Source organism: Winogradskya humida (assembly GCF_016862215.1).
In the GTDB taxonomy this organism is placed as follows: domain Bacteria; phylum Actinomycetota; class Actinomycetes; order Mycobacteriales; family Micromonosporaceae; genus Actinoplanes; species Actinoplanes humidus.
Genome location: NZ_BOMN01000012.1, coordinates 56270 through 83089 on the forward strand (window position 1 = coordinate 56270; position 26820 = coordinate 83089).

Consider the following 26820-nt stretch of genomic DNA (forward strand, 5'->3'; position numbering starts at 1 on the left):
CCCATAGGATCGCGGCCATGTCTGCGCAGCCCGATCTGCCGCTGCGTCCGATGACGCTCGGTGAGCTGCTGGATGCCGCCATGACGCTGTTGCGCGCCAGGGCGTTGCCGCTGCTGGCCACCGCGTTCGTGCTGGCGGGGCTCGAGCAGGCGGTGCTGGTGCCGTTGCGGGGGTTCGCGCAGGTCAGCGCGCCGCTCTATCTACCCGAGGACGGGCATTTCGGGGCCTGGTGGACGCTGGTGTCGGCCGGGTTCGGCATCGAGGGCTTCATCGTCTGCGTGCTCGGGGCGCTCGCCGCCGCGGCTGCCGGGCCGGCCCTGGTGGGGCAGAGCGTCCGGGACCGGGAGTTGTGGACGCGGATGCGGCCGATCAGCACGCTGGTCACGGCGATAGTGCTGGGGACCATCTGCGGGGTCGCGGCGTTCGCGGGGTTCGTCGGGTGGATTTTCGCGTACGGGCTGTTCGGCCTGGTCAGCGGCGTGATCGTGATCGACCGGGCGGGGCCCTCGTTCGTGCGCGCGGCGCGGCTGGCGTCGCGCGGCGGGCTGCGGGGCATGTGGACGAGGCTGGCGGCGTATCTGACGTGGCTCGCCGTGCGGGTCGTGCTCGGTGCCGGGTGGGTTGCCTCGTTCGACCTGTTCACCGGTGGTGGGCTGCCCGACTGGTCGAGCTGGGCCGCACCGATCGCGTGGACGCTCGCCAACACCGTCGCCTATGCGGCGCTCGGCTGTGTCGACGCCGTGCTCGTGCTGGAGACCCGGATCCGCACCGAGGGGCTGGACATCGCCGTCAGCCGGGCGCGCAGCCGCGGTGAGGATCCGGCGGTCGTGCTGGTGTGGGCGCCGTGACCCGCGTCTGGGACGAGTTCGTCGCGTCCGTCTTCGACCACATCTCCCCCGGTCTGCTGCTACTCCTGATGCTCGCGGCGGCCGGGCTACTCGGCTCGCTCTGGTACTGGTATCCACGCTGGATCCCGCGCCGATGGCCACGCCTCCCCCGATGGGAAAAGCGGGCAAAACGCGCCAAAGCCAAGAAAACTCCCGCCCCAAAACCAAAAAAACAACAAGAAGAACCGATCTTCGAGCCGCAGGTCGTGCTGCCCAACGGCATGCTGCTCGCCGACCGCCTGGCCTCCGAGGGCCGCTACGCCGAAGCGATCCGCCAGCGGCTGCGTGATGTGGTCGGCGACCTGACCGCGGCCGGGGTCGTCTCCCCGCTGCCGGGCACCACCGCCGCCGAGGTCGCCGCCTCCGCCGCCCAGCAGCGGCCCGCGGTGGCGGCCCCGCTCGGCGGCGCGACCGACCTGTTCTCCGAGGTCTGGTACGGCGACCGCCCCGCGGAACGCGTCCACGACGATCACATGCGCACCCTGACCGGCGAGGTCCGGAGCAGGATGACAGGCGGCGCGCGATGAGGATGCCGAGACTGAAGAATCCGCGCCGACTGCGCCTGATCATGCCGTTCGCGCTGGTGCTGGTGCTGGTGGCGCTGACCGTGATCGTCCACGCGGTGCAACAACCCGACCCGACCGACGCCTCGTTCCTCTCCCCCACGAGCACAGCGGGTGACGGTGCCCGGCGCCTCGCCGATGACCTGACCCGCGACGGCGTACGCATCGACGTCCGGAGCACCAGCCCGGAGGCGATCGAGGCGGTCGGTGACGGTGACGCCGTGACGCTGCTGGTGACCACGCCGGAGCTGGTCAACCCGTACTACCTGGAGCGGCTGGCCCTGCTGCCGCCGCGGGTCCGGGTCGTCCTGGTCGCGCCGGGCGCAGGCGAGGTGTACGCCGCCGGCCTCGACGTCGTGGTCACCGGCCCACGCTGGACAGCCGCCGCGCCGCAGCCGGGGTGCACCGAGGACTTCGCCCAGGCCGGGCCCGCGGCGACCCTGCGCTGGCGTTACGACACCGGCGACTTCCGCAGCGAACCCGTGCGCTGCTATTCCGACAGCGTGGTCGAGGTCAAGAACCTGACGATGGTCGGGGCGGCGGACCCGTTCCGCAACGACCGGGCCGACGAGTACGGCAACCGCGCGCTCGCCGTCAGCCTGCTCTCCCGCTACGGCCGGCTGATCTGGCTGGACCTGCACGAACGCGAGAAGGCGCCGCCGGAGCCGACCGCGCCGACCGCCGAGCCGGACCCCGCCGAGCCGACCCCCGACCCGGACTCCACCGAGCCGTGGGACGACGACCCGTCGAACGACAACGGGGAGCCCGCTCCGGCGACCGAGGACCCGAGCGGGCAGCCGGCCGAGCAGAGCGACGACGGCGGGGGCGTGGCCGGCAGTCCCCTCGCACAGGCCTTCCCACCCGCCGTCTGGGCGACGCTGGCGCTGTTGCTGCTGGCCGGGATCGCGCTGGCGCTGGCCTCGGCCCGGCGGTTGGGCACGCCGGTCGCGGAGCCGTTGCCGGTCCAGGTCAGGGCCGCCGAGACCGTACGCGGACTGGGCGGTCTCTACCGCAGGGCCCGCGCCCGCGGCACCTCGCTGGCGACCGTGCAGGCCGCCGCGCGTACCCGGCTGATGGTGCATTTCGGGATGCCGGCCGACAGCACGGTGGACGAGGTCGCCCACCGGGTAGCCACGCAGACCGGCCTGCAGGAGAACGAGGTCCGGCATCTGCTCGGCGGTGGTGTCGAGGACAGCGACGAGGAACTGGCCCGCGCCGCCTCGGACGTGCAGCGGCTGGTCAGGACGGTTATCAGCAATGAACGAGGGGATCTGACGTGACGTCTTCCGCATCCGGCGACTCCGCCTCGGCCCGGGACGCGCTGCAGCGTCTGCGGGCCGAGGTCGCGAAGGCGGTCATCGGTCAGGACGCGGTGGTCGGCGGCGTGATCATCGCGCTGCTCTCCGGCGGCCACGTGCTGCTGGAGGGCGTGCCCGGCGTGGCGAAGACGCTGCTGGTACGCGCGCTCGCCGCGGCGCTGGACCTCGACACCAAGCGGGTCCAGTTCACCCCCGACCTGATGCCGGGTGACGTGACCGGCTCGCTCATCTACGACGCGCGCACCGCCGCGTTCAACTTCCGCGCCGGGCCGCTGTTCACCAACCTGCTGCTCGCCGACGAGATCAACCGCACCCCGCCGAAGACCCAGGCGGCGCTGCTGGAGGCGATGGAGGAGCGCACGGTCAGCACCGATGGCGAGACCCGCAAGCTGCCGGAGCCGTTCATCGTGGTGGCGACGCAGAACCCCATCGAGTACGAGGGCACGTATCCGCTGCCCGAGGCGCAGCTCGACCGGTTCCTGCTCAAGCTGGCCGTGCCGCTGCCGGAGCGCAACGAGGAGCTCGGCGTGCTGCGGGCCCACCACATGGGCTTCGACCCGCGGGATCTGAAGGCCGCCGGGGTCGGCCCGGTCGCCAACGCGCACGACCTGGCCGCGGGGCGCGAAGCCGTACGCCGCGTCGCCGTCGCCGAACCGGTCCTGGAGTACGTCGTCGACCTGACCCGGGCGACCCGGGTGGCCCCCGCGCTGGAGCTGGGTGCGTCCCCGCGTGGCACGACGGCACTGCTCGCCGTCGCCAAGGCGCGGGCCTGGCTCAGCGGCCGCGAATACGTCATCCCGGACGACGTGAAGGCGTTCGCGATCCCCGTGCTGCGCCACCGGGTACGGCTGCGCGCGGAGGCCGAGCTGGACGGCGTCACCACCGACTCGGTGCTGCGTTCCGTGCTCGGTGCCGTCCCGGCGCCCCGCTGAGCCGGCCGTGATCACGAGGCGCTTCGCGCTGCTGCTGGCGCTGGGCGTGCCCCTGCCGGCGCTGCTGCCCGCGCCGTGGCTGCTGACCGCCGCCGTGCTGGCGCTCGCGCTCGCCGCGGCGGCGCTGGACGCCGCTGTCGCCGCGCCACTGAACGGTGTGACGCTGCGTCGCGAGGGCGCCGAGACGTTGTGGCTGGGAGCGACGACGACCACGACACTGACGGTCACCAACACGTCGGGGCGTCCGATGTGGCTCCGGCTGCGTGACCGCTGGGTGCCGTCGGCCGGCGCGGACAACGCCGAGCACCGGCTGCGGCTGCTCGCCGGACAGGAGCAGACGATCACCACGACGCTGACCCCGACGCGGCACGGCGACCGGCCCGCCGTGCGCGTGACGCTGCGGTCGTACGGGCCGCTCGGGCTCGCGTACCGGCAGCGGCGGCAGCGCTGGAACGAAGCGATCACGCCGAAGTGGACGCTGCGGGTGCTGCCGCGTTTCCCGTCGCGGCGGTTGCTGCCCGAGAAACTGGCCAAGCTGCGGATCTTCGACGGCGCCGTGGTCACCCGGGGGCGTGGACAGGGCACCGAGTTCGACGTGCTCCGCGAGTACGTGGTCGGCGATGACGTGCGGTCGATCGACTGGCGGGCTTCCGCGCGTACCCATGATGTGATGGTCCGGACCTGGCGCCCCGAGCGGGACCGCCGCGTGGTCTGTGTCCTCGACACCGGCCGCACCTCCGCGGCCCGCATCGGTGACGAACCCCGTCTCGACGCCGCTATCGACGCCGCGCTGCTGCTCGCCGTGCTCGCCTCGAAGGCCGACGACCGGGTCGACCTGCTCGCGGTGGACTCCCAGGTCCGCGCGCGGGTCGAGGGTGGCGGGCACCGTACCAAGCTGCCCCGGCTGATCAGCTCGATGGCGGCGCTGGAGCCCCGGCTCGTCGAGACGGACTTCGGCCCGGCGGCGAGCGACCTGCTGCGCCGCGGCCACAAGCGCGCTCTCGTGGTGATCTTCTCGGCGCTGGACGCGGCGCCGATCGTGGAGGGTCTGCTGCCGATGCTCGCGCGGCTCACCACCAAGCACCGGGTGGTGCTGGCCAGCGTGCGGGACCCGGAGACCGCGCAGCTGGCCGAGCTGCCCGGCGAGGGGGCGAGCGCGGATGACGTACACCTCGCCGCTGCCGCCGAACTCGCCCTGGCCGAGCGTGGCCGGGTCCGTGCCCTGCTGGAACAGCAGGGCGTCATGGTCGTCGACGAACCCCGCGAGACCTTCGCCTCGAAGGTCTCCGACGCCTACCTCGCGCTGAAGGCCGCCGGCCGGCTTTGACTAAAGGCGCTGGTAGGCCGTCACCAGGTCGTAGTCCTTACCGGGCCCACCGGCGTGCCAGGTCTCGACGAACGAGTCAGGCCCGGTGATCAGCCCGGTCACCGTGTAGAGATCCGCCCCGCAGAGATGATCCGCACCCCACCGCTGATCCCGAAGATCAAGGTCATAAAACGGCCGACCATCAGCGAAACGTACGCCCACCGCGGACCCGGCCCCGGCCACGTAGACCAGCCGCCGCGACGCGGGACCACGATGCTCGGCGAACCGGAGCTCGCCCTCCTCGGCGTACCGCAGAGTCCCGGCGTCCCACTCGAAGCTCGCCCGCCCCGTGAAGAGACCGGTGTGCCCAGATCGGCGATCGGTGATATCGCGCCGGACCGCCCACTCACCGTGCAGGAACTGCAACGGTGTGACCTCGGCCGGAACCTCTTGGACGCTTCCACTCACCATCGCCCGCTACCTCCATGTCGCAGGTAGCCACGCTACGCCGACCGCGTACCCCCGCTAATCTCCCCTTCGTGAAACTGTTCCTGGGCGAGGGCGCGACGAGCACGCTCGTGGGCCGGCGCGCCCCCGCCGCGTCGGTGCCGTGCGACCATTTCGTGCTGGGTTCCCTCACCGTCCTGCGCCCGCGTGACGACGCGAGGGTGACGTTCGAGCTCCCCCTGACCGCGGGCTGGCGCCTGCTCGGCCGGTCCGCCGGCGACTACCGCGTCCTGACCGCCCCCGCCGACCAGGACGACTTCCGCCGCGCCGCCGACGCCGCCGTCCTCACCCTGCACCACTGGCCGTCGCTGCGCCGCCACCTCGACCTGGACGACCCCAGCCCCACCCTGGCCACCACGCTGTGGGACCTCGCGGGCATCCTGACGGACCGCGCCCGGGTGCGGGAGAGCCAGCTCCAGCTCGGCGCCCTCGTCCAGGACATCCCCGCCGGCAGCCACCTCCGCGCCGAGGTCGCCGAACGGGTCCTGCGCGCCCAGGACCGCATGGCCCACCTCGACGCCGACGTGGAACGCCAGGTCGAGCATCTGGCCCGGCTCGCCGACGAGACCGCCGAGTTCATCCGCGAACAGCAGGCCCTCCGCAAGGCCGAAGCGGTCCTCCGCGACGCCGACTACCTGCTGCACACCGGCACCCCGCCGTCCCCGAAGAGCGACAGCGCCGCGGATCTCACCGACCGGACCACCGCCGTCCTGGCCGCCTACCAGGAACTCACCCGCTGATGCGCCCCGGACCGGGCGAGGTGCTGCACTTCTCGCAGGACGCGACGATCGAGCGCTTCGTGCCGCAACCGGGCGCCTTCGTCTGGGCGGTCGACCACGATCGGGCCCCCGACTACTGGTTTCCCCGGGAGTGCCCCCGCGCGATGGCCTGGACCGTCGGGACGACCACCGACGCCGACCGGGAGCGGATCATCGGTGCCGGCAGCGGAACCCGGGTCCATGCGGTCGAGTACGCCTGGCTGGAGACGATCAGGACCGTCCGGTTGTACGCCTACCGCTTCCCCGCCGCACCCTTCCGCCCACTGCCCGACCCGCACGCCGTCGTCACGACCGGGGCGGTCGATCCGCTCGGTCCTCCCGAGCTCGTCGGCAACCTGTTCGACCTGCACGAACAGGCAGGCATCCAGCTCCGCGTCCTCCCGAGCCTCTGGCCCTTCTGGCACTCCGTCACCGCCAGCACCCTGGGATTCAGCGCCATCCGCCTCCGCAACGCCAAGCCCCCGACCGCCCTCGCCCCGTAGAACGGGCACACCAGCCCGCCACACGCCTGACACCCAGCCCGCCGCCCCGCCAGCCCGCCGCCCCGCCGCACGCCGCCCCGCCGCACGCCGCGCTGCCGCAGGGCACTTCGTCGGCCACCGCACGCTGCCGCAAGCGGAAAATAGGGAATCGGGCTTAATCAACGTTCAGTCTGGCGCTGGAAGGCACGAACCGGGCATAAAGAATTTTATTCGTCCGCATTCGCCCCGGCTGGCCCCATTCTGATAACGAGCAACCGGATATAAAGCCCAAATATCCTCGACTGCAAACCGCAGACAGCAGTCCGCCGACTGCCATCTCAGGAATGACTCTTGCTGTTGGCGTATGTCAGCCCTGACCATGATGTCTTGAGGGTCACGGGAGGTAGCCATGACAGTTGAGTCCGGTACCGCAGTTCCGGGGCAGAGCGGCTGGGTCGTGTATTACGACGGGCCGGGAGTGGTCGTCACGAGCTGGTATGTCATGAACGCCGCGGGCCGTTATCCGGTGACGTCGCTGACGGAGGTCCGGCAGGTGCACCTGCGGTCCGGCGGCCCGAGGCTGGCGGCGGTGATCGCCGGCGCGACCGCGGTGATCGTGGCGGTGCCCCTGTCCGTTCCGTTCGGGTACGCCGCCCTGCTGATCGCCGCGGCCGCCGCGGTGCTGGGAGGCATCGCCGCACAGGTGGTCGACCGCCGGTACAACCCGCGGTGGATGGCCTTGTGGGCCACCCACCAGGGGCACGACGTCGAGCTGTTCGGCTCGTCCGACAAGCAGCAGTTCGAGCAGGTCCGGCGCGCGGTGATCCGAGCCGTGCAGATCAACCGGGACCCCTGGTCATGACCTTGCCGCGGTCAGCACCAGCCGCAGTCAGCAAGGCCCGCAGTCAGCACGGGCCGCACTAAGCACGGCCCGCAGTAAGCACGGCCCGCAGTAAGCACGGCCCGCAGTAAGCACGGGCCGCGGTAAGCAAGGCCCGCGGTAAGCACGGGACGGCCCGGTGGTTATGACAGGCCGGCCCGGATGCCGCGGATCAGGTCGATCGCCGCGTCGCCGGTCAGGCCGGCGGTGAGCAGTTCGCGCATGATCTCGCCGTAGACCGCGGTGAGCTCCTGATCGAGAGACAGGTCGTCGGTCGACGCGGCGGCCTCCACGAAGAGCACGTCCGGGTCGGCGGTGCCGGCGAACTCGAGCAGCTCGAAGGTGCCGCCGAGGCCCGGGTGCCGGTCCAGCTCGATCGGGGTGACGGCGAGCGTGTACGCGTTCTCCTTGGCCAGCGTGAGCAGGTGGTCGAGCTGGCCGGCGAGCACGGCGCGACCGCCGACCGGGCGGCGCAGGGTGGACTCGTCGATGACCGCGACGATGCGCGGCGGCGCGGGCTGCAGGAGGCGTTCCTGGAAGGCCCGCTGACGGTCGAGGCGCAGGTCGACACGGGCCTGCACGTTCTCGCTGGCCGGGTCCTCGCGGATGGAGATCGACGTGATGGCCTGGGCGTACTCGGGGGTCTGCAGCAGGCCCGGGACGAAGAGCATCTGCCAGATGTTGATCGTGGAGGCTTCGTTCTCGTAGGCCACGAACCGCTGGTAGTCGCCGTTGAGCCGGTGCTTGCTGTACCACTGCCGGGTGCGCGACCGGCGCGCCAGGCTCGCCAGGGCGACGACCTCCGCCTCGTCGCGCAGGCCGTAGAGGGCCAGCAGGGCGCGCACCTCGAGGGGCTGGACGGTGACGTCGCCCTTCTCGATCCGGCTCAGTTTCGACGGTGACCAGTCCATCCTGGTCGCGACGGTGTCGGTACTGAGACCGGAGCTGTCGCGGAGCTCGCGCAGCCGCAACCGCAGCCGCTCGCGAGCGACCGTGGGGCCCACCGAATCGGGTCTGCGGGTCGAATCGGGTCTGCGGGTCGAATCGGATCTGGGGGCTGAATCAGGTCTGGGGGCTGAATCAGGTCTGGGGGCTGAATCAGGCATGTGAGCCCGCACGTGAATCTGCGTTCTGCAACCTGCCGAAGTCCATTCGCGGAATTCTACCTGACATATGCTTCCTGCCAATATCCACTGAGGAAAAGGGGCGCTTGCGATCCCATACACGGCGCCGGATATCGGGTACGTTGAGGCGATGAACGACCGGAGCGACCTCATCTGGCGGACCAGTTCCCGCAGCGGCGGCGGCAGTTGCGTGCAGATCGCCGCCGACACCGATCAGGTGCTCATCCGCGATTCCAAGAATCCCGCAGGGCCGGTATTGAGCTTCGACCGGACAGCTTTCCGGGAATTCATCACCTTCGTGAAAGAGTCTGCTCGCTGAGTTCGACCACGCGCGCCGAGCCGATCAGCGAGTCGATCCGGGCGCGGCAGGACGCCAGCACCCGCTGGTCGGTCGCGATCCGGTCGCCGTCCGGAGCCTCGAAGAACGCGGCCGCCATGACCCCGTCACGTTCGATGATCTCGGTCGGGCCGGCTAGTCCGGCATGCGCGCCGCGGTCCAGCATGGCGACGAAGATGCGGACCGTCGGGTAACGCCCTGACGTCTCGAGCAGGTGGCCGAGCTGCTTGTCCATGACGGCCTCGTCACCGACCCGGCGGCGCAGCACCGATTCGTCGACCACGACCGTGAGCCCGGGCGGCTGCTCCCCGTCGAGCCGCTCGCGGAAGCCGGCCGCCCGGCGCATCCGCAGGGCCACCTTGTCGTGGACGAAGGAGTCGCTGAACGCGGCGAGCATCGCGGCGGCGTACTCCTCGGTCTGCAGCAGGCCGGGCAGGAACAGCGGCTGATTCTGCAGGATGTGGGTCGCTTGGCGTTCCAGCTCCAAGAGCTGCACGAACGCGTCCGAAGCCCACGCCGGGGCCGTGTTGTCAGGAACCACGTTGTTCCCACCCTCCGAAGTCTGCCAAGTGCAATCTGCGAAATGCAGAATAGAGCACTCAGCTACCCCATGGGGATGGAAGCGACGGTGTGCTCGGGGGCGAGCTCCGACGACTCGCCGCGGCGGTGCGCGGCGGCGCCGACGCCCAGGGCGTACCAGAGGAAGGCGGCCCAGACCGTGAAGCCGATGCCGATCCGGACGGGATCCGGCCAGCCGGACGGGGTCACGTAGGCCTCGAGGACGCCGGAGACGAGCAGCATGACGACCAGGCCCAGGGCGACCAGCATGCCGGCGCGGGCCCGCTCGGCGAGCGCGCGGCCCCGGGTGCGGTGCGGGCCGGGGGCGATCCAGGCCCAGCCGATGCGCAGGCCGACGCCGGCCGCGACGAAGATCGACGTGAGCTCCAGGAAACCGTGCGGCAGGATGTAGGTCCAGAACGTCGAGCTGTTGCCGGTGTAGACCATCGTCCCGCCGACCAGCCCGATGTTCAGCAGGTTCTGCCCGAGGACGTAGATCACCGGCAGGATCAGCACGCCGGACGCGAGGCACTGCCCGGCGATCACGGCGTTGTGGGTCCACACCTCGGCCGCGAAGTTCTGCGCCTGGAACTCGCTGTAGTAGCCGACGAACGAGTTGGTGGCCGTCTCGGAATCCAGGCCGCCCGGCGAGAGCGACTCGATGATGTCCGGGTGCGAGCCGAAGTACGCGATCAGCACCCCGCCGACGAGCACGTTGAGCACCGTCACGACGAGCCACCAGCGCCGCGAGCGGTAGAGCTCCAGCGGCAGCGTCGTCGTGAAGAAGCGGGCCAGCGGCTGCCAGGAGAAGCGACGGCTGCCGGTCACCGCCGAGCGGCCCGCGAGCACGAGCTGGGACAGCGACGCCAGCAGGATCGGGTCGGCCGAATGGCTGCGCACGACGGAGAGGTGGGTGGCCGCGCGCTGGTAGAGCAGGACCAGCTCGTCGGCCTCGTGCGCGTCGAGGCGGCGACGGCGGGTCAGGGCCTCGAGGCGGTTCCACTCGCCGCGGCGTTCGCTGACGTACGCGTCCAGGTCCACCGGCGCAGCGTAGCGGGCGGCCATCTAGTTAACTACCCGCATGAGTGTGGTGCCGGTCGCGGACGTACAGCTCGTCAACGGCGAGGCGGTGGAGGTCGACATCCGGCACGCCCGGGTCGGCTCGCGCGGGCTCGCGCTGCTGCTCGACCTGATGATCCAGGTGCTGATCGCGCTCGCGTTCTTCATCGCCGGCGCCGCGGCCGCGGCGGGCCTGGTGCGGGACGTCGTCGACGACGCACTGCTCAACGCCATGGTCACCGTGGCGATCGCGATCGGCTTCATCGCGTACCCGACGCTTGTCGAGACCCTCACCAACGGCCGGAGCCCGGGCAAACGCGCGATGGGCCTGCGGGTCGTGCGGGAGGACGGCGGGCCGATCCGGGTCCGGCACGCGCTGACCCGCAGCCTGGTCGGTTTCGCGGTGGAATGGCCGGGCCTGCTGTTCCCGCCGTTCACCTGGGCGGTCGCGCTGACCACGATGATCTCCTCGCCCCGCGGCCGGCGGCTCGGCGATCTGGCCGCCGGCACGTTCGTGGTGCACGAGCGCACCCCGGTGCCGTGGGGCTGGGTGCCGTCGATGCCGCCGCACCTGGGCGCGTGGGCGAGCGCGCTCGACCTCACCAACCTCGGCGACGACCTGGCCCTGGCGTCGCGGCACTACCTGGCGCGAGTGCGCGACATCAAGGAGCCGATGAACTCCCGGCTGGCGAACGGCCTGGCCGCCGAGGTGAGCCTCCGGATCGCCCATCCGGCGCCGCCCGGCGTGCCGCCCTGGATGTTCCTCAGCGCGGTGCTGGCCGAGCGGCGCCGCCGGGCCGGGGAGCGGGTGCATGCGACCCGCGCCCTGACCCAGCGGATCTGGCCCGGTTTCGGCCGCGCGCAGTGGCCGTCGGCCGGCGGCCCGACCTGGGATCCCTCGGTCACCCACCCGCCGATTCTCGGGATCGCGAAGGAACGCCAGGGCGACAACCTATAGCCGGGCAGGACTGGCGATACCCAGGAGGTCCAGTCCCCGCCGGAGCGTGCGAGCTGCCACAAGACAAAGGGTCAACCTGCTCTCGCGTACGCCCGGAGCGGCCCTCAAAACGGGGCACTGCTGATGGAACGTGTTGAACAAAGCCGCCAGCCCGTACAGGTACGCGGCAAGCCGGTGGAACTCCAGCGACTGCGCCACCCCCGTCACCACCGGTTCGAAGGCGAGCAGTTCGAGGGCCAGCGCCCGCTCGGCCGGTTCGCCCAGCGTCACGCCCGCGGTGAAGGCCCCGCCCTTGTCGAGGATCGAGCTGATCCGGGCGTACGCATATTGCAGGTAGGGTCCGGTGTTGCCGGTCAGCGCCAGCATCCTGTCCCAGTCGAAGACGTAGCCCGAGCGCCGGTCCGCACCCAGGTCGGCGTACTTCACGGCGCCGATGCCCACCGCGGCGGCGACGGCCGGGTCCGGGTTGAGGACGGCGGCCCGCGTCACGGCCTCGTCGAGCAGCGCGGCGAGCGGGACGGCATCACCGGACCGGCTCCGGAACATCTTGCCGTCGGCTCCCAGCACCGACCCGAACTCGACGTGCTCGGCGCTCACGCTTTCCGGCAGCCAACCGGCCGCTCTCGCCACCGCGAACACCATCTCGAAATGGGTGCGCTGCGGGCTGCCGACTACGTACAGCAACCGGGTTGCCCCTACCGAGAGAGTCCGGTGCCTGAGCGCGGCGAGGTCCGTGGCGGCGTACCCGAATCCGCCGTCGCTCTTGCGGACGATCAGCGGGAGCGGCCCTCCCTCCCTGCTCACGAACCCGGCCGGCCACGCGCACAGCGCACCGTCGCTCTCGGTCAGCAGCCCCTTCGCTTCCAGCTCGGCAACAACCGGCGCGAGCTGATCGTGATAGCTGCTCTCCCCGGCGAAGTCCCCCCCGGTGAGTGTCACCCCCAGCCTCTGGTACGCCGTGAGCAGCTGATCCTTCGTCCCGGCGACCAGCTTCCGCCAGAGATCCAGCGTCTCCTCATCCCCCGCCTGCATCTTCACGACCCGCAGCCGCGACCGCTCCTGGAACTCGGGACTGCTCGCGAACAGCGTCCTGGCGTCGAGATAGGTCCCGCCGGGATGTTCGAGCAGATATTCGATGAGCATCCCGAACGACGTCCCCCAGTCGCCGAGATGGTTGGCCCGCACGACGTCGTGCCCGAGCCACTCCAGGATCCGCGCGGCGGCGTCCCCGATGACGGTCGAGCGCAGATGCCCGACGGTCAGCTCCTTCGCGGCGTTCGGCCCCGAGTAGTCCACGATCACGGTCTGCGGGTGCTCGACCCGGGGCACGCCGAGCCGTGCGTCGCCGGCCAGTTCGGTCAGCACCGCAGCGATCAGCTCATCGGCGACGGTGAGGTTGACGAACCCCGGCCCGGAAACCTCCGCGGTGGCGAGCCCGCCCAGATCGGCACGGGCCACCAGGTCGGCGGCGATGTCCCGCGGCGCCCGGCCCAGGGTGCGGGCCAGCGGCAGCGCGGCCCCGGACTGGTAGTCGGCGTGCGGCGAGCGCCGGACGGCCGGGTCGGCCCCGTCCAGTGCCGGAGCGAGCCGTGCGGCGAGAAGAGCTTCGAGATTCATCGGTAACCCATCGGTACGCGGGGGCGGCGGGCCCACCGATGGTCCTGGTCCTGCGACACCGGCGGGAGACCCACCGGTGGAGGACACGTGTCAGCTCAGCTGTTCAGTCCGTTCGCCGGGAGTCGCTTCTCCGGCGTCGCTCGCAACTGATGCTGTACACGAGCGCCATCTTAGCGGGTATTTTCCCGCCGATGCGAGCAGAATCGGCGGGGTGAAGAAGCTCATCAATGCTGCCGGCGACGTGGTCGGCGAAGCCCTCGACGGGCTCACTCTCACCAGCGCCGGCATCGCCCGGCTGGCGGGCTCCACCACCGCCGTCCGCTCGGACATCGACAAGGTACGTGCCGCGGGCCAGGTGGCCCTCCTCTCCGGTGGCGGCGCCGGACACGAACCGGCACACGCCGGCTATGTCGGGCCGGGCATGCTGACCGGCGCGGTGGCGGGCGAGGTCTTCACCTCCCCGTCGGTCGACGCCGTCCTCGACGCGATCCGCGCGGTCGCCACCCCCGGCGGCGTCCTGCTGATCGTCAAGAACTACACCGGTGACCGCCTCAACTTCGGCCTCGCCGCCGAGTTGGCCCGCGCCGAGGGCATCAGCACCGAAACCGTCGTGGTCGCCGACGACGTCGCCCTCGCCGAGGTCTCCGGAACGGGCCGCCGCGGCATCGCCGGCACGGTCCTGGTCCACAAGGTCGCCGGTGCCGCCGCCGACGCGGGCCTGCCCCTGAGCGAGGTCGCCCGCCTGGCCCGCCGCGTCGCGGACACGGTCGGCTCGATGGGCCTGGCGCTCAGCGCGTGCACGGTCCCGGCCGCGGGGCAGCCCGGCTTCCTGCTCGACGAGGACGAGGCCGAATGGGGCCTCGGCATCCACGGCGAACCCGGCGTCGAACGGGCCACGCTGCCCCCGGTCGCGGAGGTCGCCGAACGCCTGATCACCACGATCGTCGAGGACCGCGGCATCACCTCCGGCAGCCAGGTCGCCCTGCTGGTCAACGGTCTCGGCGCCACCCCGCCCATGGAGCTCTCCATCGTGGCCGACGCCGCCATCCGCGACCTGCGCAAACGCGGCATCACCGCCGCCCGGGTCTGGGCTGGCACGTTCCTGTCGGCCCTCGACATGGCCGGCGTCTCGATCAGCCTCCTCCCGGTCGACCAGGAACTCCTCGGCCTGCTCGACGCCCCGGCGACGGCTCCGGCGTGGCCGCGTACCGAATCCACCTCCGAAGGCACCGTCCTGCCGGCACCACCTGGTGTTCTCCAGGAAAGCGGCACCCTTGCCGCTTCCGACCCGGTGCGCCGCGCCCTCGAAGCCGTAGCCGAAACCCTCATCGCCCACCGCGACGAACTCACCGCGATGGACCGCGAGGTCGGCGACGGAGACCTAGGCATCAGCCTCGCCCGCGGCGCGGCCGCCATCCTGGCCGAAACCCCCACCTACCCCGGCGAACAGGGCCCGGCCGCGGTCCTCAGAGCAGTCTCAGCATCAGTACGCCGTGACGTCGGCGGCACCTCCGGCCCGCTCTACGCCATCCTCCTGCTCCGCGCAGCCGCCGCCCTCGAAGAAACCGGCTCCTGGCCCGCCGCCCTCCAAGCCGGCACCGACGGCATCCGCGAAGTAGGCGGCGCCTCCGTCGGCGACCGAACCATGATCGACGCCCTGGCCCCCGCAGCCGTTGCCCTCGCCGCCGGCGGAGACCTGCCCGCCGCCATCACCGCCGCCCGCACCGGCACGGACCACACGGCCACCATCACCGCCCGCCTGGGCCGCTCCAGCTACCTCGGCGAACGAGTCCTCGGCCACCCCGACCCCGGCGCGTACGCTGTGGTGCTGTGGCTGGAAGCAATCTCGGCGGCCCTGAGCCCCACCACCTGACCTGGCACCCCGACGGGCCCGGCGTGCTCCCCCTGCCGTCGGGCCGCCTGATCCGAGGCCGAGCCCTCCGCCGCCCACCCCTCGACCCACCCGCCGACCTCACCATCCGCCTGCTCGGCCGAGGCGGCGACATCCACTGGCCCGACTTCTGGCTCCCCACCGACCGACCCCACGCCCATGCCGTTCTCCGTGACGCCTGGCAGCGCTCCGCAACCGAGCGAGTGGAGATCGCCTGCAAAGGCGGCCGAGGCCGAACCGGCACAGCCCTCGCCTGCATCGCCATCCTCGACGGCATCCCACCCACAGAAGCAGTCACTTACGTCCGCACCCACTACAGCCCCCACGCCGTAGAAACTCCTTGGCAGCACCGCTACGTCCGGAATTTCACCGGCGGCTGAGTTACCAGTGGGCGGGTGCCAGCAGGTCGGTCTTCACAAGCGGCGGGAGACCGTCGTCGAGCGTGCGCAGGCGCTCGCGCACCCGCTCGTGCATAGGTTGCCGGGAGACCCGATAGATCACCCTGTCCAATTCGGGGGTGACCTCGTCGGAGAGGACCTCGATCCATCGTGGCGTCAACTTGCGCCAGACTGTCGCTGCGGCCTGCAAGCGGCTGTCCTCTCTGGCTTTCCTCAGCACCTCGCCTCGGACGGTCTCCGGCACGCTCAACGGGCCCAGGACGCTCATGAGAAGACGCTCTTTGTTGATCGAGAAGAAGTTCAGACTCGGTCCGGCATCGATGATCGGCCGTTGGGTCATCGCCCCGCGGCCTCCGTGCGGGACTCGGCGGCAACGTCCGGCGCGTTGAGATCCTGGTCGAGAGCCGCCCAGTCGATCTCGACGTTCGGGGACTCGGACGGATCAGCCCACACGACCGGCCGCTCGGCGGGGGTGATGCCGGCCTCGCGCAGCTCCGCTTCAACGGTTTCCAGCGGAATTCCGCGCAGGGTCGCGATGGCCTGGGCAGACAGCACACCTTCTACATAGCCGTTGATCGCGCGAGCGAGCAGCCGTTGGGGCGCTCTGCGCCGGTCGGAATCGATTCGCAGTGCTTCATATTGGTCGCTCCACCCGAAGCCGACTGCCAGACGACGGGTGGACAGGACCATCCAGCTGTCCTTCGTGGCTGCGTCCAGATATCCGACCTGCTGCAACGCTATGGCGGCGATGGCGGGGGACACCAGGAACCGTTGCACGACCGACGAAAGCGTCGCATGGGTTGCCGGCTTCCCCGTGCCGAGGAACTCCCGCAGTCCGTCAATCGGCAGCAGCAGATGGCGGGCAAAGGCATCGGCGCGGACCTCTGCCCGGGACCGGCCGCCGCGCTTGCCGGGAGTGCTCTCCGTCCAGTCGCCGAACTGCACGTGCCCCAGCTCGTGAGCGAGGGTGCTCCGCTGCCGCATGGGATCTCTCGTGCGGGCCACCCCGATGATCACGGTGTTGTGTTTCGGATCGCGCATCGTGAGGCCGTGCTCGTCAGGCCCGGCATCGAGCACGGCCACATCGATGCCGGCTGTCTGCTCAACGATCGCAACAAGGTCGCCCAGCGGCTGCAGGCCCAGTCGGTGCTCCCGACGGAACCGCTCGGCGGCGCCACGCCCTTCCGTTTCTGCGCTCATGCCTGTCCGCCCATGTCAGATCGTGGCCGGGATGGCCTGGTCGTCCAGGTAGTCGTCCAGGTCCAGGAAGTGCAGGAGCGATCGGCGCATGTCTTCCATGTCGCAGTCGTTGGTCGCGCGCGCCACGAACTCGACCCGATCGGCGACGGTCTCCAGCCCGGTGAGTTGCGCGACGGTGTGTCCGGTCGCCCAGGCGATCGTCATGATCTCGGGCATCTTCGCGACGCGATCCCCGGCGATGATCCGCGACAGGGTGGGCTGAGAAATGCCGGTCTGATCGGCGAGAGCGCGCTGACTCAGACCTGCCGCAGCACGTGCCCGTTCTATCGATGCGCCTACATCAGCCATCGCCACACTCCCGAGCTGAATCAAACTTCCTGGCCGTGATTCAGCCTACGCGGGTTTCCCCTTGATCGCACTCCCGCGCGAGCCGGCGAGCGTCACACCACGGCCTCAACCGCACCCACATCCGCACCACGCAATCAGTGGCTGGTGGGGGTGCGGACGAGGTCGTTGACATGGCGTTCGATCCGGGCGGCTACCGCGGGGTCGGTGATCATCATTTCGAGGCCGGCCTGGTCGGATTCGCGGATTTCTACGCGGGCCATGACGGTGATGGGGTCGGTGGGGTTGCCCAGGCCCTGGATGTCGACGATTTCGCCGGGGTCGAGGGGGGTTTCGGGTGGGAGGCGTACGCGGAGGCCTGATTTGCTGATGTTGATGAGGGTGGCTTCGAGGTCGTGGGAGCGGCCGGCCCGGTGGAGGTGGACGGTGCCGGTGGTGGCTATCCGCTGGGATTGGCGGCGTTCGAGCTGGGCGGCGAGGCCGGACATGCGCTCGACCTGGTCGATGGTCTGGGACATGCGTTCGGTGAGGCGTTCGACGACCTGGCCCTGGCCGGTGGCGATGGTTCGCAGGGAGGTTGCGGCGGTGCCGACGCCGCCGATGCCGGCGATCATGGCGGCGATGGTCTCGGAGACCAGGGTGGTGTCGCGGGTGAGGTCGGCGATGGTGGCGGCGATCTGGTCGGTGGATTCGGAGGTGCTGGTGGCGAGGTCCTTGACCTCGTCGGCGACGACGGTGAAGCCGAGGCCGAGGTCACCGGCGCGGGCTGCCTCGATGGTGGCGTTCAGGGCGAGCAGGCGGGTCTGGCCGGCGATGGTGTTGACCAGGACGGCGGTGGCCGCGACCTTGCGGAGGCTCTCCTCCAGGGAGGCGATAACCTCCTCGGCGCGTCGGGCGTGGTCGACGACCGTCGAGGTGGCGGATTCGGTGGCGGAGATGCCGTGGTCGATGGTGGCGGAGGCTTCGCGGACCTCGGCGACCTGATCGGTGACCTGGCGGAGCTCCTCGGCGACGGCGGTGGCTGATTCGCCGATGATGGTCTGGGCGCGGTCGCGCAGGCCGATCTCGGCTTCGCGCTGGTGGCGGAAGCTGACCCGGAGCTGTTCCTCGCGGACGGACTGGGCGGCGGCGAGTTCGCCCTCCTGGCCGATCATGCGGGTGCGGGCCACGTCGATCGCGTGGCCGATCTCGCCGAGTTCGTCGCGGCCGGCCGGGAGCGGGTGTGTGGTCAGGTCGCCGTCGGCGAGGGCGGTGACGCCACCGACGGCGAGGGCCACGTCGTGGCGGGTGCGCCAGAGCACCGCCGCCGCGAACCAGGCCGCGAGCGCGAAGCCGCCGAGCGTGATGACCAGGATGATCAGGCGTTCTCGGCTGAACCCGGCGATCCGCGTTTCGAGGAGGTCGTCGAGCACCGAGGTCAGCGCGGTTATGGCCGCGTCGGGGTCGCTGATGTCGAAGGTGAGCACCGGGGCCAGCCGGGATTCGAGATCGGGGGCGGAGGTGTTGGCGATCGCGGTGCTCACGTCGTACTCAAGAGCGGCAAGGACCACCGACTGGTCGGCGCCGGAAACGAAGGCTTTCGGCAGTTGGATGATCTGGGCATCCATGACGTAGAAGGAGTCCAGATCCGGATCGAGGATCAGGTTGGAGTTGTTGCCCGCATCGGTGATCAATTTCGGAAGCTCGGCGCCGGTGGTCACGCTGGTGAGCCGCAGCGAGGGATTGGCGGCAATCGCGGCGTTGACCGCGGAGAGGTCGGGCTGAGCACCCGCCGCCAGGGCGAATAGCGCCGGGCGGACCACCTCGAGACCGTCGCGTTCGCTCGCGCTGAACGTGATCTTGGTGTGCATCTCGTGGACATAACCGTAGGTGGCGGCACCACCCGGGATCATCAGCACCAGGACGAGGGTGCCGAGCCGCAGACTGGTCCGCATCCGGTCGGCGGCCGCGAGGACCGGCCGCAGCAGAACGGGCACCGGCCGATTCCACCACGCCTAGCCGCCCGATTCGCCCTTTTCATCCCATCAGCAGGCCGCCGGCGGGTTAGATTGGCAGACGATGATCACCGTTGACCGGACCTTCACCGTGACGGCCGCCCCCGCCGCCGTCCTCGAATACCTGCGCGACTTCGGCAACACCGAGCAGTGGGACCCAGGCACGCAGAGCACCACGCGCACCGACGCCGGCCCGATCGTCGCCGGGTCGACCTGGCACAACGTCTCCAAGGTCCTCGGCATCACCACCGAGCTGACCTACACGCTGCAGGAGGCGACGAGCGACCGGCTCGTCTTCGTCGGCCGCAACGACGGCGCCACCTCGACCGACACCATCACCGTCCGCCCGGCCGAGGGTGGCAGCGAGGTCAACTACCACCTCGAACTGCAGATGCACGGCGCGGCGAAGCTGGCCACCCCGGTGATGAAGTTCGAGTTCGAGAAACTCGGCACCGAGACCGCCAAGAGCCTCACCGAGACCCTCAACAAGCTCGGTTAGGACAGGCGGCGCTGCCGGGCGGCTTCGTAGAGGGCGACGGTTGCCGCCGAGGCGGCGTTCAGCGAGCTGGCCGCGCCCGTGATCGGGATCCGGACCATCTGGTCGCACGCCTCACGCCAGGCGGTGCTCAAGCCGTGCGTCTCATTGCCTACGGCAAGGACGGTCGGGCCGGTCAGGTCGTGCTCGGCGATGTCGACCGGCCCGCGCTCATCGGTTCCGACAATCTGCACGGGTACGCCCAGAGCGCCCACCCACGCGACAACTTCCCGATGGCTCGGCAACCGCACGACCGGCAGCGCGAACAGTGATCCGGTGCTCGCGCGTACGGCGCGGGGGTCGTACGGGTCGGCGGCGTGCCCGGTGACGATCACGCCGGCAGCCCCGAACGCGTCCGCCGAACGGATCAGGGTGCCGACGTTCCCCGGGGTGGCCGGGCGATCGAAGACGACAACGAGCAGCTTCGGGCGTACTGATATCCGGGTGGGATCGTCGGCCGGCATGCCCACCACCGCGAGAATCTCGGGGGTTTCGTCGTCCTTCTCGCCCAGCTCAGCCATGAGGCCGGCGGCCAGGAGCACCCGCGGCGCCCCGCTGGTCTCGATCAGTTCGCGCGCCCACTTCGACATCCCGGGCGCGTCGGAGGTCAGCAGGGTACGGATCTCCCAGCCGTGCTCGACGGCCAGCGAGACCGGGCGTACGCCCTGGACGAGGAACTCCCCCGCCTGGTGACGCTTGTTGCGGTTACCGAGCAGCGCCTGCCACTGCTGGAAGGTGGCGTTGCGCGTGGTGATGCGAAGTGTTCGGGGCACGCCGTCCGACGTTACGGTGTCGGCGGGTGACTGGTGTAGCCGGGGAAGTTCCCGTAGAGCCGCTCGCCCGGCCTGCCCTGCGTCACCGCCTGCACGAGCAGGTCACCGCCGACGAACGCGCCCTTCCAGGAAGCCCCTCGACCACCGAACGTCTCGGCCTTGTCACCGCGCGAACGCGGCCGGTTGATGCCGATCTTGTACGCCTGGACGTCGCGCGCGAGTTTCCCCGCCAGATCCTCGTCATCAACCGCGAGGCTGGCCACGAGGGCCCCGTTGCTGACGTTCATCGCGGCGAGCAGCTCGTCCTCGGTGTCGACCACCACGATCGTGTCCACCGGCCCGAACGGCTCGGCGTGACGCAACCGGCTGCGCCCCGGGGGCGCCAGCAGGGCGGTCGGGCCCACGTACGCGTCGTGGCCCGGGTCGCGGTGCAGGGGGATCGCGCCGGCCTCGATCGCCTCCTCGACCTTGCGTCGCAGTTCGCCGGCTTTGACGGCGCTGATCAGCGGGCCGAAGTCGAGGTCGTCGCGCTCCAACGGGTTGCCGTAGCGCACGCTTTTCAGGACCGGGAGGTAGACGTCGAGGAATTTGTCGACGAGTTTGCGCTGGATGACGAATCTCGGGTACGCCGTGCAGCGCTGCTTGCCGTACTCAAAGCCTTTTCTCAGGTGTTCTTCGAGCTGGTCCCATCGGGTGTATTCCCAGATTCCCCAGGCGTTGAGTCCTTCCTGTTCAATGAAGTGCCGCTTGTCGGTGTCGGCGAGGGCTGCTGCTACTTTTCCGCCGTTATCCCGGCCACCTACGAAGGCCACCGCCGCGATGTTTCCGTTTTTGACCAACACTTCGGACAATTCGTTCCCACTGCCGCTGAGCAGCGTGACCGGGAGGCCCTCCCTGGCCATCAACGCGTGCGCGAGCGTCAGGCAGATCGCGCCGCCCTGCGACGGCGTCTTCGCGATCACCGCATTGCCGGCCAGCAGCTGCACCAGCTCGGCGTGGACCAGCACACTCATCGGATAGTTCCACGACGCGATGTTGCTGACCGGCCCCGGCAACGGCGTGCGGCCCTGCATCTGCCGGTCGATCTGCTCGAGATACCAGCGGACACCGTCCAGCGCGCGGTCGACGTCGGCGCAGGCCAGCCGCCACGGCTTGCCGATCTCCCAGACCAGCAGCCGGGCGAGCAGATCGCGATGGTCCTGCAGGGCGGCGACGGCGGCGGCCACCCTTTGCTTGCGCTCTTCTCGCGGAGTCGCGGCCCATATCCGGTGGTCCCGGGCGGCGGCACGCACCGCGGCACCGGCGGTCAGAGCGTCGATTCGCCCACTCACCGCGATTTCCCGGCCATCAATGGGGGTACGCAGGACAGCTGCCACGCCGTCGTCCTGCCACCTGTTGTCGTAGAGGGTGCGCAGCCTGTTCCCGGTTATCGCTTCGGGGGCGGCCTGCCGGACCTGGGCCAGAACGTCATCCATAACCCACTGTGGCCGCTTGTTTTTACCTCGCGCGACGGTTTGCTGCTCGTCCTCGTCGCGATTCTTGCCGTGTGGCTAAATTCCGCGCTTCTTCTCCGGTCGTGCTGCGGAGGGGCCCTGGGTGGGGCCCCTCCATCGCATCAGATCTCGGGAACCGGCTCCGGCTCCAGACTGGCCAGACCCTCCCGCAGGTGACGGTTGTGCCGCGGCTCCTGCTTCGACTTCGCATCGTCGAGCTTGCGCCGCAGATCGTCACGAACGTCGTTCAGCGCGGCGTGCAGGTCTTCCTCACCCGACGTCGTCACGATCGTCTGCCGACCGGCGATGAAACACTCCAGGGTGACCTTCTGCCCCTTGGCGGCCCGGTCCTTGACCGAGATCTCCAGGGCGGTGGTCTCCGCGGGAAACGACGCCAGCCGAGCGTCGAGCGTCGCGAACTGCTCGGCGATCCAGTTCACATCACCCAGCGAAAATCCGCCCCCAGTACGCAAGCACTGGTCGACGGTGGCCGGCTCTGCCTGGACACTCATCCGTGGTCTCCCTCCGTTGGGACTGTTGCTACCCGGTCCCTACCCGCTTTGTCCGCTCTTCACTCCCCGCATCTCACTCCCCCGGGTCTCCACTGCGCCCGGCCCCCGTTCCCCGCCCGCCGCCCTCCGGTCAACCCCTCTGTCCGACTTCCGTCCGACAACCATCAAACCCCCAGGTCACGGACGTCTGCGAAATTGCGTGAACGCTTCCGCCCGTACACCCGTGTTGGAAGTGGTCGGCACGCTCGGCAACACTCGTCCCGAGCGGCCTGTCGATACGCTCGGCGACACTTCGTCCCGGGCGGTTCGCCGAGGGGGAGGCATCATGCCGGACGGCGTCCAGATCCGCACCGACCAGGTCACCGACTTCGCCACAGGCATCCGCGCCGACGCCCACGAAGGCTTCCGCTCCGCCGCCTCCCGAGCCGCCGCCCTCCACCACCACGGCGTGGTCTTCGCCACTGCCATCCCCGGCGACGCCACCCTCCTGGCCAAACAGCGCTACGCCCAGGTCCTCGAAAACACCGAAGCCAACCTCCGCGAATTCCGCCGGGCCGCCGCCCTCTTCGCCGAAGCAGCCGAACAGATCGCCCAAGGCTTCGCCACCGCCGACCTCACCACAGACCAGGCCCAGAAACAGATCGAATCCCTCCTCACCCACCACGAATCCCTCCCGCCCCTGCACGAAGGACAGCAGTGATGCCCCCCGCCCCCTGGGAGTCCTACACCCTCCCCGACATCTGGAAAATGCTCCGCCACGAAAGCACCTGCGACGGCGCCGACCGAATCCTCGACTGGGACGCCCTCACCCACGACGTCCGAACCCAGCACCGCCGCCTACAAGAAGCAAGAGCAGACCTGGCCGCCGCCTGGCCCCCCGACCAAAACACCTCCGCCCGAACCTTCCTGGACCACATCGACATCCTCACCACCGCCATGCAACAAACCCTCACCAGAGCCGAAGACACCCGAGCCGGCCTCCGCGGCATCATCGAAGCAATCTCAGAAGCCCAACTAACCGTCCAACCCCTGATCGCCCAACGCACCACAGTCAGCAACGACCTCATCCCCCGCTGGGCCGACCACGCCGAAAACGAATACGACGCCCAAGCCCAGCAAGCAATGAAAAAAGCCGAATCAGCAATAGCCGACCACACCGCCCAACTCCAACCACCGGAGCTCTTCTCCATGAGGACGGATCGGGCGGTTACCGGAACAGAGGTCGGTGGTGACAGGCCTGGCAGCGAAATCGGCGCAGGACCTTCTGGCTCTGCCGGGACGTCCGGCTCTGACTCCCTGCGAGCGACCCCTATCCCGGTCCCCGTCCCGCACGATCCTCCACCAGCAACAATCGGTCAGAGCGGCTCTCCCGCCACAGATGGTCCCGGGTTGTCAGGCGTGGTCACGCCCGCAGCGCCCGCTAGAGAAGTTCTCAGCCCTCCGATCGGTCCGGGGGGCGGAGCTGCCGGCGGCGGCGCCCTACCGGGGAACGTCATTGGCGGAGGAGCCTTCGGTTTGCCGGGAACAGTTCCTGGAAGTTTGTCTGTCCCCGTCGGGAGACAACCCGGTTCGACTGGACGCCAAAGCCTTCCAGCCAAGAAGGCGTTGCCCTCCGGTGCGGTGATCGGCTCGGCCAACTCAGCCACCGGCACCCCTGGGTTGATCGGTCAGCCGCATGCTTCCCGTTCCGATCGCAAGCAGCGCGGGACAGAGACAGCGTTCGAGAGCAAAACCGATCAAACATGGGATGTTCTAGAGGGCGTGGCCCCGGTCATCCGGCCACGACGCCGCAGGCAAGAGCACGGCCCCGGTCCTGGCGTCATCGGATACGACCGTTGAGACTCGTCAGCCGTACAGCCCAACTCGCCTTCACTGCCGCAGCAGTAGCGTCACTTCTCGGGTGGGCAGCAGCACCGGCCGCCGCCGACTCGATCAGAAAACGGCAATGGCACATTGCCGCGCTGGACCTATCCAAGGCCCACAAACTCAGCCGTGGTGACGGTGTCATAGTCGCAGTGATTGATTCAGGCGTTGACGCCGGCCATCCCGACTTGGCAGGAGCTGTGCTGCCCGGCGAAGACCTCGTGAGTGATGGCCAGGACGGCCGCTCCGATGTCGACGGTCACGGTACCCAGATGGCCGGAATCATCGCCGCTCATGGTCATGGGGACGGCGGCGGCACTCTCGGGGTCGCACCGAACGCCAAAGTCCTCCCCATCAGGCTCTCCATAAACGCTTTCGGAACGAGCGGTGAGGCAGTAAAAGCCGTTACCTTTGCGCAGAAGCACGGCGCCGGCGTGATCAACATGTCGTTCGGCAGCGCCGACGATGCTCCCGTTCAGGCTGCGATCCGAGCCGCCCTTGCCGCAGATATCGTTGTTGTCGCCTCGTCAGGCAACCGCGGTGAGCCCGGCGGAGACTTCCCAGGCAGGTATCCGGAGGTGCTGACGGTCGGAGCTACGGATCCTGCCGACAGAATTGCCAGCTTCTCCATCACCGGACCGCAGGTTGACCTCACCGCGCCCGGGGTGGACATCGTCACGACCGGGATCAATAGTTCGGGCTATTACCAGGGCAGCGGAACGAGTGAGGCCACCGCTGTGGTGAGCGGTGCTGCGGCCCTGGTGCGGTCTCGTTTTCCGGAGTTGAGTGCGGCGGAAGTTGTTCATCGACTGACCGCGACCGCCACAGATGCGGGCGACCCCGGCCGCGACGACAGCTACGGATACGGCCGACTCAATATCGTTGCGGCGCTGACGGCAAATGTCCCCGCAGCACCAGCATCCGCCCATTCCGAAACCACCCCACCGTCCACCGCAGAAGCACTGCCCCAGCGCTTCCCAAAGCGAACCTCGCCCCTCGTCATCACCGGAACCGCAGCCGCCGCGGTGCTGATCCTGGGCGGCCTGGTCCTAACTCTCATGCTGAGACGACGCCGCTGATCCCGGCGGATTCAGCGCCGATTCCCCAGCCCGATCATGGCCACATGAACCTGATCCATGGTCATAGGCGGGACCGGAAGCGAGTGAGCCGCCGAAGCCCTCAACCCATCAAGGGTGATGCCCAGAGCCCGACGCCAAGCATCCGGCGCAATGCCCGCCGTAGCCCGCAAAATCATTGAAGTCGACCAGAAGATGTACGCCAGATCCGCCGCAGTGAAGTCACCCCGCAACGCACCTGACTGCTGAGCCCGCTCCACAAGCTCCTGCGAGCTGATCATCTGAGCGTCACAGATCCGGGTCAGCTCGGCCGCGTCCGGGAAGCGCCGGCTGACCGCGTCGTTGAGCGCGAGGTCGCTGGCCTGCAGTTCGCACAACAGAGTGACATAGCGGGCAAAAGCGTCCCAGGGATCCTGGATCGCCGACGCCTCGGTGAGGGCATCGCGGACGCGGGATTCGACGAGGGCGGGCATGACCGCGTCGATGAGGGCGTCGCGGCCGCCGAAGCGGTTGTAGAGGGTGCCGGGGCTGACGCCGGCGCGTTTGGCGATCTCCTCGAGTGGCACCTGCAGGCCCTGCTCGCGGAACGCCTCGGTTGCCGCAGCCACCAGTCGTTCCTGGTTGCGCTGCGCGTCGCTCCGTAATTTCACGTCTCAAGACTACGTGCCCGTAAGTTGACGACACTCTCAACTTCGCCGTAAGTTGAGGGCGTCTTCAAGTTAAGGAGCAGCGTCATGAGCAGGACCATCGTTGTTTTCGGGGCCGGGACCGGTCTCGGGCAGGCCGTCGCGCACCGTTTCGGCCGCGAGGGATATCGGGTCGCGCTGGTCGCCCGCAATCGGGACCGATTGGAGACACTGGCCGCCGACCTGGCCAAGGAGGGCGTGGACGCTGCGGCTTTTGTCGCCGACCTTTCGCGTACGCCCGAAGTCCCCGACATGATCGCCCAGGTCAAGCGCTACTTCGGCAGCATCGACGCGATCGAGTACGCCCCGATCACCACGGAGGGCTTCGTCCCGGCAGCGTCCCTGGACACGGCGACGATGCAGCACTACGTGAACCTGTACCTGCTCACGCCGATCGAGATCGTCCGCGCGGTCCTGCCCGAGATGCTGGACCGTGGCGACGGTGGCATCCTGCTCGGCCAGGGCGTTTCGGCGATCCATCCGATGGCGAACCTGAGCGGCGTCGGCCCGGCGATGGCCGCGGCCCGCAACTATCTGCAGACCCTGCACGCCGAGGTCGCGGACAAGGGCGTCTATGCCGGGGCCATCCACGTCGGCGGCATCGTCCTGGGTAGCGCCGGCCACACCGCCATGACCAGCGGCACCCTCGCCGGCGATCTCGACCTCTCCCATGTGCCCCGGATCGAGCCCGCCGAGATCGCGGACGCGTTCTGGGATCTGCTCACCAAGCGCGACCGCTTCGAGCGCCAGCTCCCCTGAATCGGGAG

29 protein-coding genes are annotated in these 26820 nt (G+C 69.6%); 16 read left to right on the plus strand and 13 right to left on the minus strand.

The features are described from left to right. Nucleotides 1–17: 17 nt before the first annotated feature. From Ahu01nite_RS04150 to Ahu01nite_RS04170, 5 genes are read left to right on the plus strand one after another with little or no spacing between them, the layout of a single operon-like run. Nucleotides 18–848, plus strand: a complete 831-nt coding sequence (locus Ahu01nite_RS04150; RefSeq protein WP_203835029.1) for a hypothetical protein — start codon at nt 18–20, stop codon at nt 846–848. After that, entirely contained in the window at nt 845–1414 is a 570-nt protein-coding gene (locus Ahu01nite_RS04155) for a DUF4129 domain-containing protein (protein ID WP_203835030.1), read from the plus strand. The genes Ahu01nite_RS04150 and Ahu01nite_RS04155 overlap by 4 nt, the downstream gene beginning before the upstream one ends. Next, nucleotides 1411–2730 (plus strand): DUF4350 domain-containing protein, encoded by a 1320-nt coding sequence (locus Ahu01nite_RS04160; protein ID WP_203835031.1) that lies wholly within the window; start codon nt 1411–1413, stop codon nt 2728–2730. Before Ahu01nite_RS04155 ends, Ahu01nite_RS04160 begins: the two co-directional genes overlap by 4 nt. Then, complete coding sequence (locus Ahu01nite_RS04165; protein WP_203835032.1) at nt 2727–3701, plus strand: AAA family ATPase; 975 nt, start codon at nt 2727–2729, stop codon at nt 3699–3701. Before Ahu01nite_RS04160 ends, Ahu01nite_RS04165 begins: the two co-directional genes overlap by 4 nt. A 7-nt stretch (nt 3702–3708) precedes the next feature. Then, the gene (locus Ahu01nite_RS04170) at nt 3709–5028 is read left to right on the plus strand and encodes a DUF58 domain-containing protein (protein WP_203835033.1); all 1320 of its coding nucleotides are present in this window, start codon (nt 3709–3711) and stop codon (nt 5026–5028) included. On the opposite strand, the gene Ahu01nite_RS04175 is transcribed toward Ahu01nite_RS04170, so the two are convergent. After that, complete coding sequence (locus Ahu01nite_RS04175; protein WP_203835034.1) at nt 5029–5478, minus strand: DUF6314 family protein; 450 nt, start codon at nt 5476–5478, stop codon at nt 5029–5031. A 68-nt stretch (nt 5479–5546) separates the two neighbouring features. Here Ahu01nite_RS04175 and Ahu01nite_RS04180 point away from each other — a divergent pair, with 68 nt between their 5' ends. From Ahu01nite_RS04180 to Ahu01nite_RS04190, 3 genes are all read left to right on the plus strand, one after another. Next, nucleotides 5547–6254 (plus strand): hypothetical protein, encoded by a 708-nt coding sequence (locus Ahu01nite_RS04180; protein WP_203835035.1) that lies wholly within the window; start codon nt 5547–5549, stop codon nt 6252–6254. Continuing rightward, nucleotides 6254–6775 (plus strand): DUF6886 family protein, encoded by a 522-nt coding sequence (locus Ahu01nite_RS04185; protein ID WP_203835036.1) that lies wholly within the window; start codon nt 6254–6256, stop codon nt 6773–6775. Before Ahu01nite_RS04180 ends, Ahu01nite_RS04185 begins: the two co-directional genes overlap by 1 nt. Before the next feature lie 388 nt (nt 6776–7163). Then, the gene (locus Ahu01nite_RS04190) at nt 7164–7616 is read left to right on the plus strand and encodes a DUF6232 family protein (RefSeq protein WP_203835037.1); all 453 of its coding nucleotides are present in this window, start codon (nt 7164–7166) and stop codon (nt 7614–7616) included. Between the two features lie 161 nt (nt 7617–7777). On the opposite strand, the gene Ahu01nite_RS04195 is transcribed toward Ahu01nite_RS04190, so the two are convergent. Next, nucleotides 7778–8638, minus strand: a complete 861-nt coding sequence (locus tag Ahu01nite_RS04195) for a helix-turn-helix domain-containing protein (RefSeq protein ID WP_203835038.1) — start codon at nt 8636–8638, stop codon at nt 7778–7780. Between the two features lie 250 nt (nt 8639–8888). On the opposite strand from Ahu01nite_RS04195, the gene Ahu01nite_RS04200 reads away from it, so the two are divergent. Further along, the gene (locus Ahu01nite_RS04200; protein WP_203835039.1) at nt 8889–9077 is read left to right on the plus strand and encodes a DUF397 domain-containing protein; all 189 of its coding nucleotides are present in this window, start codon (nt 8889–8891) and stop codon (nt 9075–9077) included. Here the strand turns inward: Ahu01nite_RS04200 and Ahu01nite_RS04205 are convergent. Both Ahu01nite_RS04205 and Ahu01nite_RS04210 read right to left on the minus strand, forming a co-directional pair. Beyond that, a complete protein-coding gene (locus tag Ahu01nite_RS04205; RefSeq protein ID WP_203835040.1) occupies nt 9049–9636 on the minus strand; it encodes a DUF5753 domain-containing protein in 588 nt (195 codons plus the stop codon). The two genes, Ahu01nite_RS04200 and Ahu01nite_RS04205, sit on opposite strands and share 29 nt — an antisense overlap. Nucleotides 9637–9698: 62 nt before the next feature. Then, nucleotides 9699–10694 (minus strand): stage II sporulation protein M, encoded by a 996-nt coding sequence (locus Ahu01nite_RS04210; protein ID WP_203835041.1) that lies wholly within the window; start codon nt 10692–10694, stop codon nt 9699–9701. 40 nt (nt 10695–10734) lie between these two features. On the opposite strand from Ahu01nite_RS04210, the gene Ahu01nite_RS04215 reads away from it, so the two are divergent. Next, nucleotides 10735–11670: an RDD family protein gene (locus Ahu01nite_RS04215; protein WP_203835042.1), complete on the plus strand. Its 936-nt coding sequence runs from the start codon at nt 10735–10737 to the stop codon at nt 11668–11670. On the opposite strand, the gene argS is transcribed toward Ahu01nite_RS04215, so the two are convergent. Then, on the minus strand, nt 11665–13287 hold the full coding sequence (gene argS, locus Ahu01nite_RS04220; RefSeq protein ID WP_203835043.1) for an arginine--tRNA ligase: 1623 nt from the start codon (nt 13285–13287) through the stop codon (nt 11665–11667). The genes Ahu01nite_RS04215 and argS overlap by 6 nt on opposite strands. A 211-nt stretch (nt 13288–13498) precedes the next feature. Between argS and Ahu01nite_RS04225 the strand changes: the two genes are divergently transcribed. After that, on the plus strand, nt 13499–15160 hold the full coding sequence (locus tag Ahu01nite_RS04225) for a dihydroxyacetone kinase family protein (RefSeq protein WP_203835044.1): 1662 nt from the start codon (nt 13499–13501) through the stop codon (nt 15158–15160). Then, nucleotides 15118–15558, plus strand: a complete 441-nt coding sequence (locus Ahu01nite_RS04230) for a protein-tyrosine phosphatase family protein (RefSeq protein WP_307794510.1) — start codon at nt 15118–15120, stop codon at nt 15556–15558. Before Ahu01nite_RS04225 ends, Ahu01nite_RS04230 begins: the two co-directional genes overlap by 43 nt. 1 nt (nt 15559) lies before the next feature. Here Ahu01nite_RS04230 and Ahu01nite_RS04235 read toward each other — a convergent pair whose 3' ends face one another. From Ahu01nite_RS04235 to Ahu01nite_RS04250, 4 genes are all read right to left on the minus strand, one after another. Next, entirely contained in the window at nt 15560–15916 is a 357-nt protein-coding gene (locus tag Ahu01nite_RS04235) for a PIN domain-containing protein (protein ID WP_203835045.1), read from the minus strand. Further along, on the minus strand, nt 15913–16776 hold the full coding sequence (locus tag Ahu01nite_RS04240; RefSeq protein WP_203835046.1) for an ImmA/IrrE family metallo-endopeptidase: 864 nt from the start codon (nt 16774–16776) through the stop codon (nt 15913–15915). The genes Ahu01nite_RS04235 and Ahu01nite_RS04240 overlap by 4 nt, the downstream gene beginning before the upstream one ends. 15 nt (nt 16777–16791) lie before the next feature. After that, nucleotides 16792–17124: a helix-turn-helix domain-containing protein gene (locus tag Ahu01nite_RS04245; RefSeq protein WP_203835047.1), complete on the minus strand. Its 333-nt coding sequence runs from the start codon at nt 17122–17124 to the stop codon at nt 16792–16794. A gap of 134 nt (nt 17125–17258) precedes the next feature. Next, nucleotides 17259–19097: a methyl-accepting chemotaxis protein gene (locus Ahu01nite_RS04250; RefSeq protein ID WP_203835048.1), complete on the minus strand. Its 1839-nt coding sequence runs from the start codon at nt 19095–19097 to the stop codon at nt 17259–17261. Nucleotides 19098–19179: 82 nt separating this feature from the next. Here Ahu01nite_RS04250 and Ahu01nite_RS04255 point away from each other — a divergent pair, with 82 nt between their 5' ends. Then, nucleotides 19180–19614, plus strand: a complete 435-nt coding sequence (locus Ahu01nite_RS04255) for an SRPBCC family protein (protein WP_203835049.1) — start codon at nt 19180–19182, stop codon at nt 19612–19614. Here the strand turns inward: Ahu01nite_RS04255 and Ahu01nite_RS04260 are convergent. From Ahu01nite_RS04260 to Ahu01nite_RS04270, 3 genes are all read right to left on the minus strand, one after another. Then, complete coding sequence (locus Ahu01nite_RS04260) at nt 19611–20423, minus strand: TrmH family RNA methyltransferase (RefSeq protein ID WP_203835050.1); 813 nt, start codon at nt 20421–20423, stop codon at nt 19611–19613. The two genes, Ahu01nite_RS04255 and Ahu01nite_RS04260, sit on opposite strands and share 4 nt — an antisense overlap. Nucleotides 20424–20434: 11 nt before the next feature. Beyond that, nucleotides 20435–21898: an aldehyde dehydrogenase family protein gene (locus Ahu01nite_RS04265; protein ID WP_203835051.1), complete on the minus strand. Its 1464-nt coding sequence runs from the start codon at nt 21896–21898 to the stop codon at nt 20435–20437. A 140-nt stretch (nt 21899–22038) separates the two neighbouring features. Then, nucleotides 22039–22428, minus strand: a complete 390-nt coding sequence (locus tag Ahu01nite_RS04270; RefSeq protein WP_203835052.1) for an HPF/RaiA family ribosome-associated protein — start codon at nt 22426–22428, stop codon at nt 22039–22041. Nucleotides 22429–22753: 325 nt separating this feature from the next. Here Ahu01nite_RS04270 and Ahu01nite_RS04275 point away from each other — a divergent pair, with 325 nt between their 5' ends. Both Ahu01nite_RS04275 and mycP read left to right on the plus strand, forming a co-directional pair. After that, complete coding sequence (locus Ahu01nite_RS04275) at nt 22754–23128, plus strand: hypothetical protein (RefSeq protein ID WP_203835053.1); 375 nt, start codon at nt 22754–22756, stop codon at nt 23126–23128. Nucleotides 23129–24263: 1135 nt separating this feature from the next. After that, nucleotides 24264–25370 carry a type VII secretion-associated serine protease mycosin gene (gene mycP / locus Ahu01nite_RS04280; RefSeq protein ID WP_203835054.1) on the plus strand — a complete coding sequence of 369 codons (1107 nt, stop codon included), beginning with the start codon at nt 24264–24266 and terminating at the stop codon, nt 25368–25370. 11 nt (nt 25371–25381) lie between these two features. On the opposite strand, the gene Ahu01nite_RS04285 is transcribed toward mycP, so the two are convergent. Next, the gene (locus tag Ahu01nite_RS04285; RefSeq protein WP_203835055.1) at nt 25382–26017 is read right to left on the minus strand and encodes a TetR/AcrR family transcriptional regulator; all 636 of its coding nucleotides are present in this window, start codon (nt 26015–26017) and stop codon (nt 25382–25384) included. Between the two features lie 84 nt (nt 26018–26101). Between Ahu01nite_RS04285 and Ahu01nite_RS04290 the strand changes: the two genes are divergently transcribed. Then, entirely contained in the window at nt 26102–26812 is a 711-nt protein-coding gene (locus tag Ahu01nite_RS04290) for an SDR family NAD(P)-dependent oxidoreductase (RefSeq protein ID WP_203835056.1), read from the plus strand. Nucleotides 26813–26820: the final 8 nt, after the last annotated feature.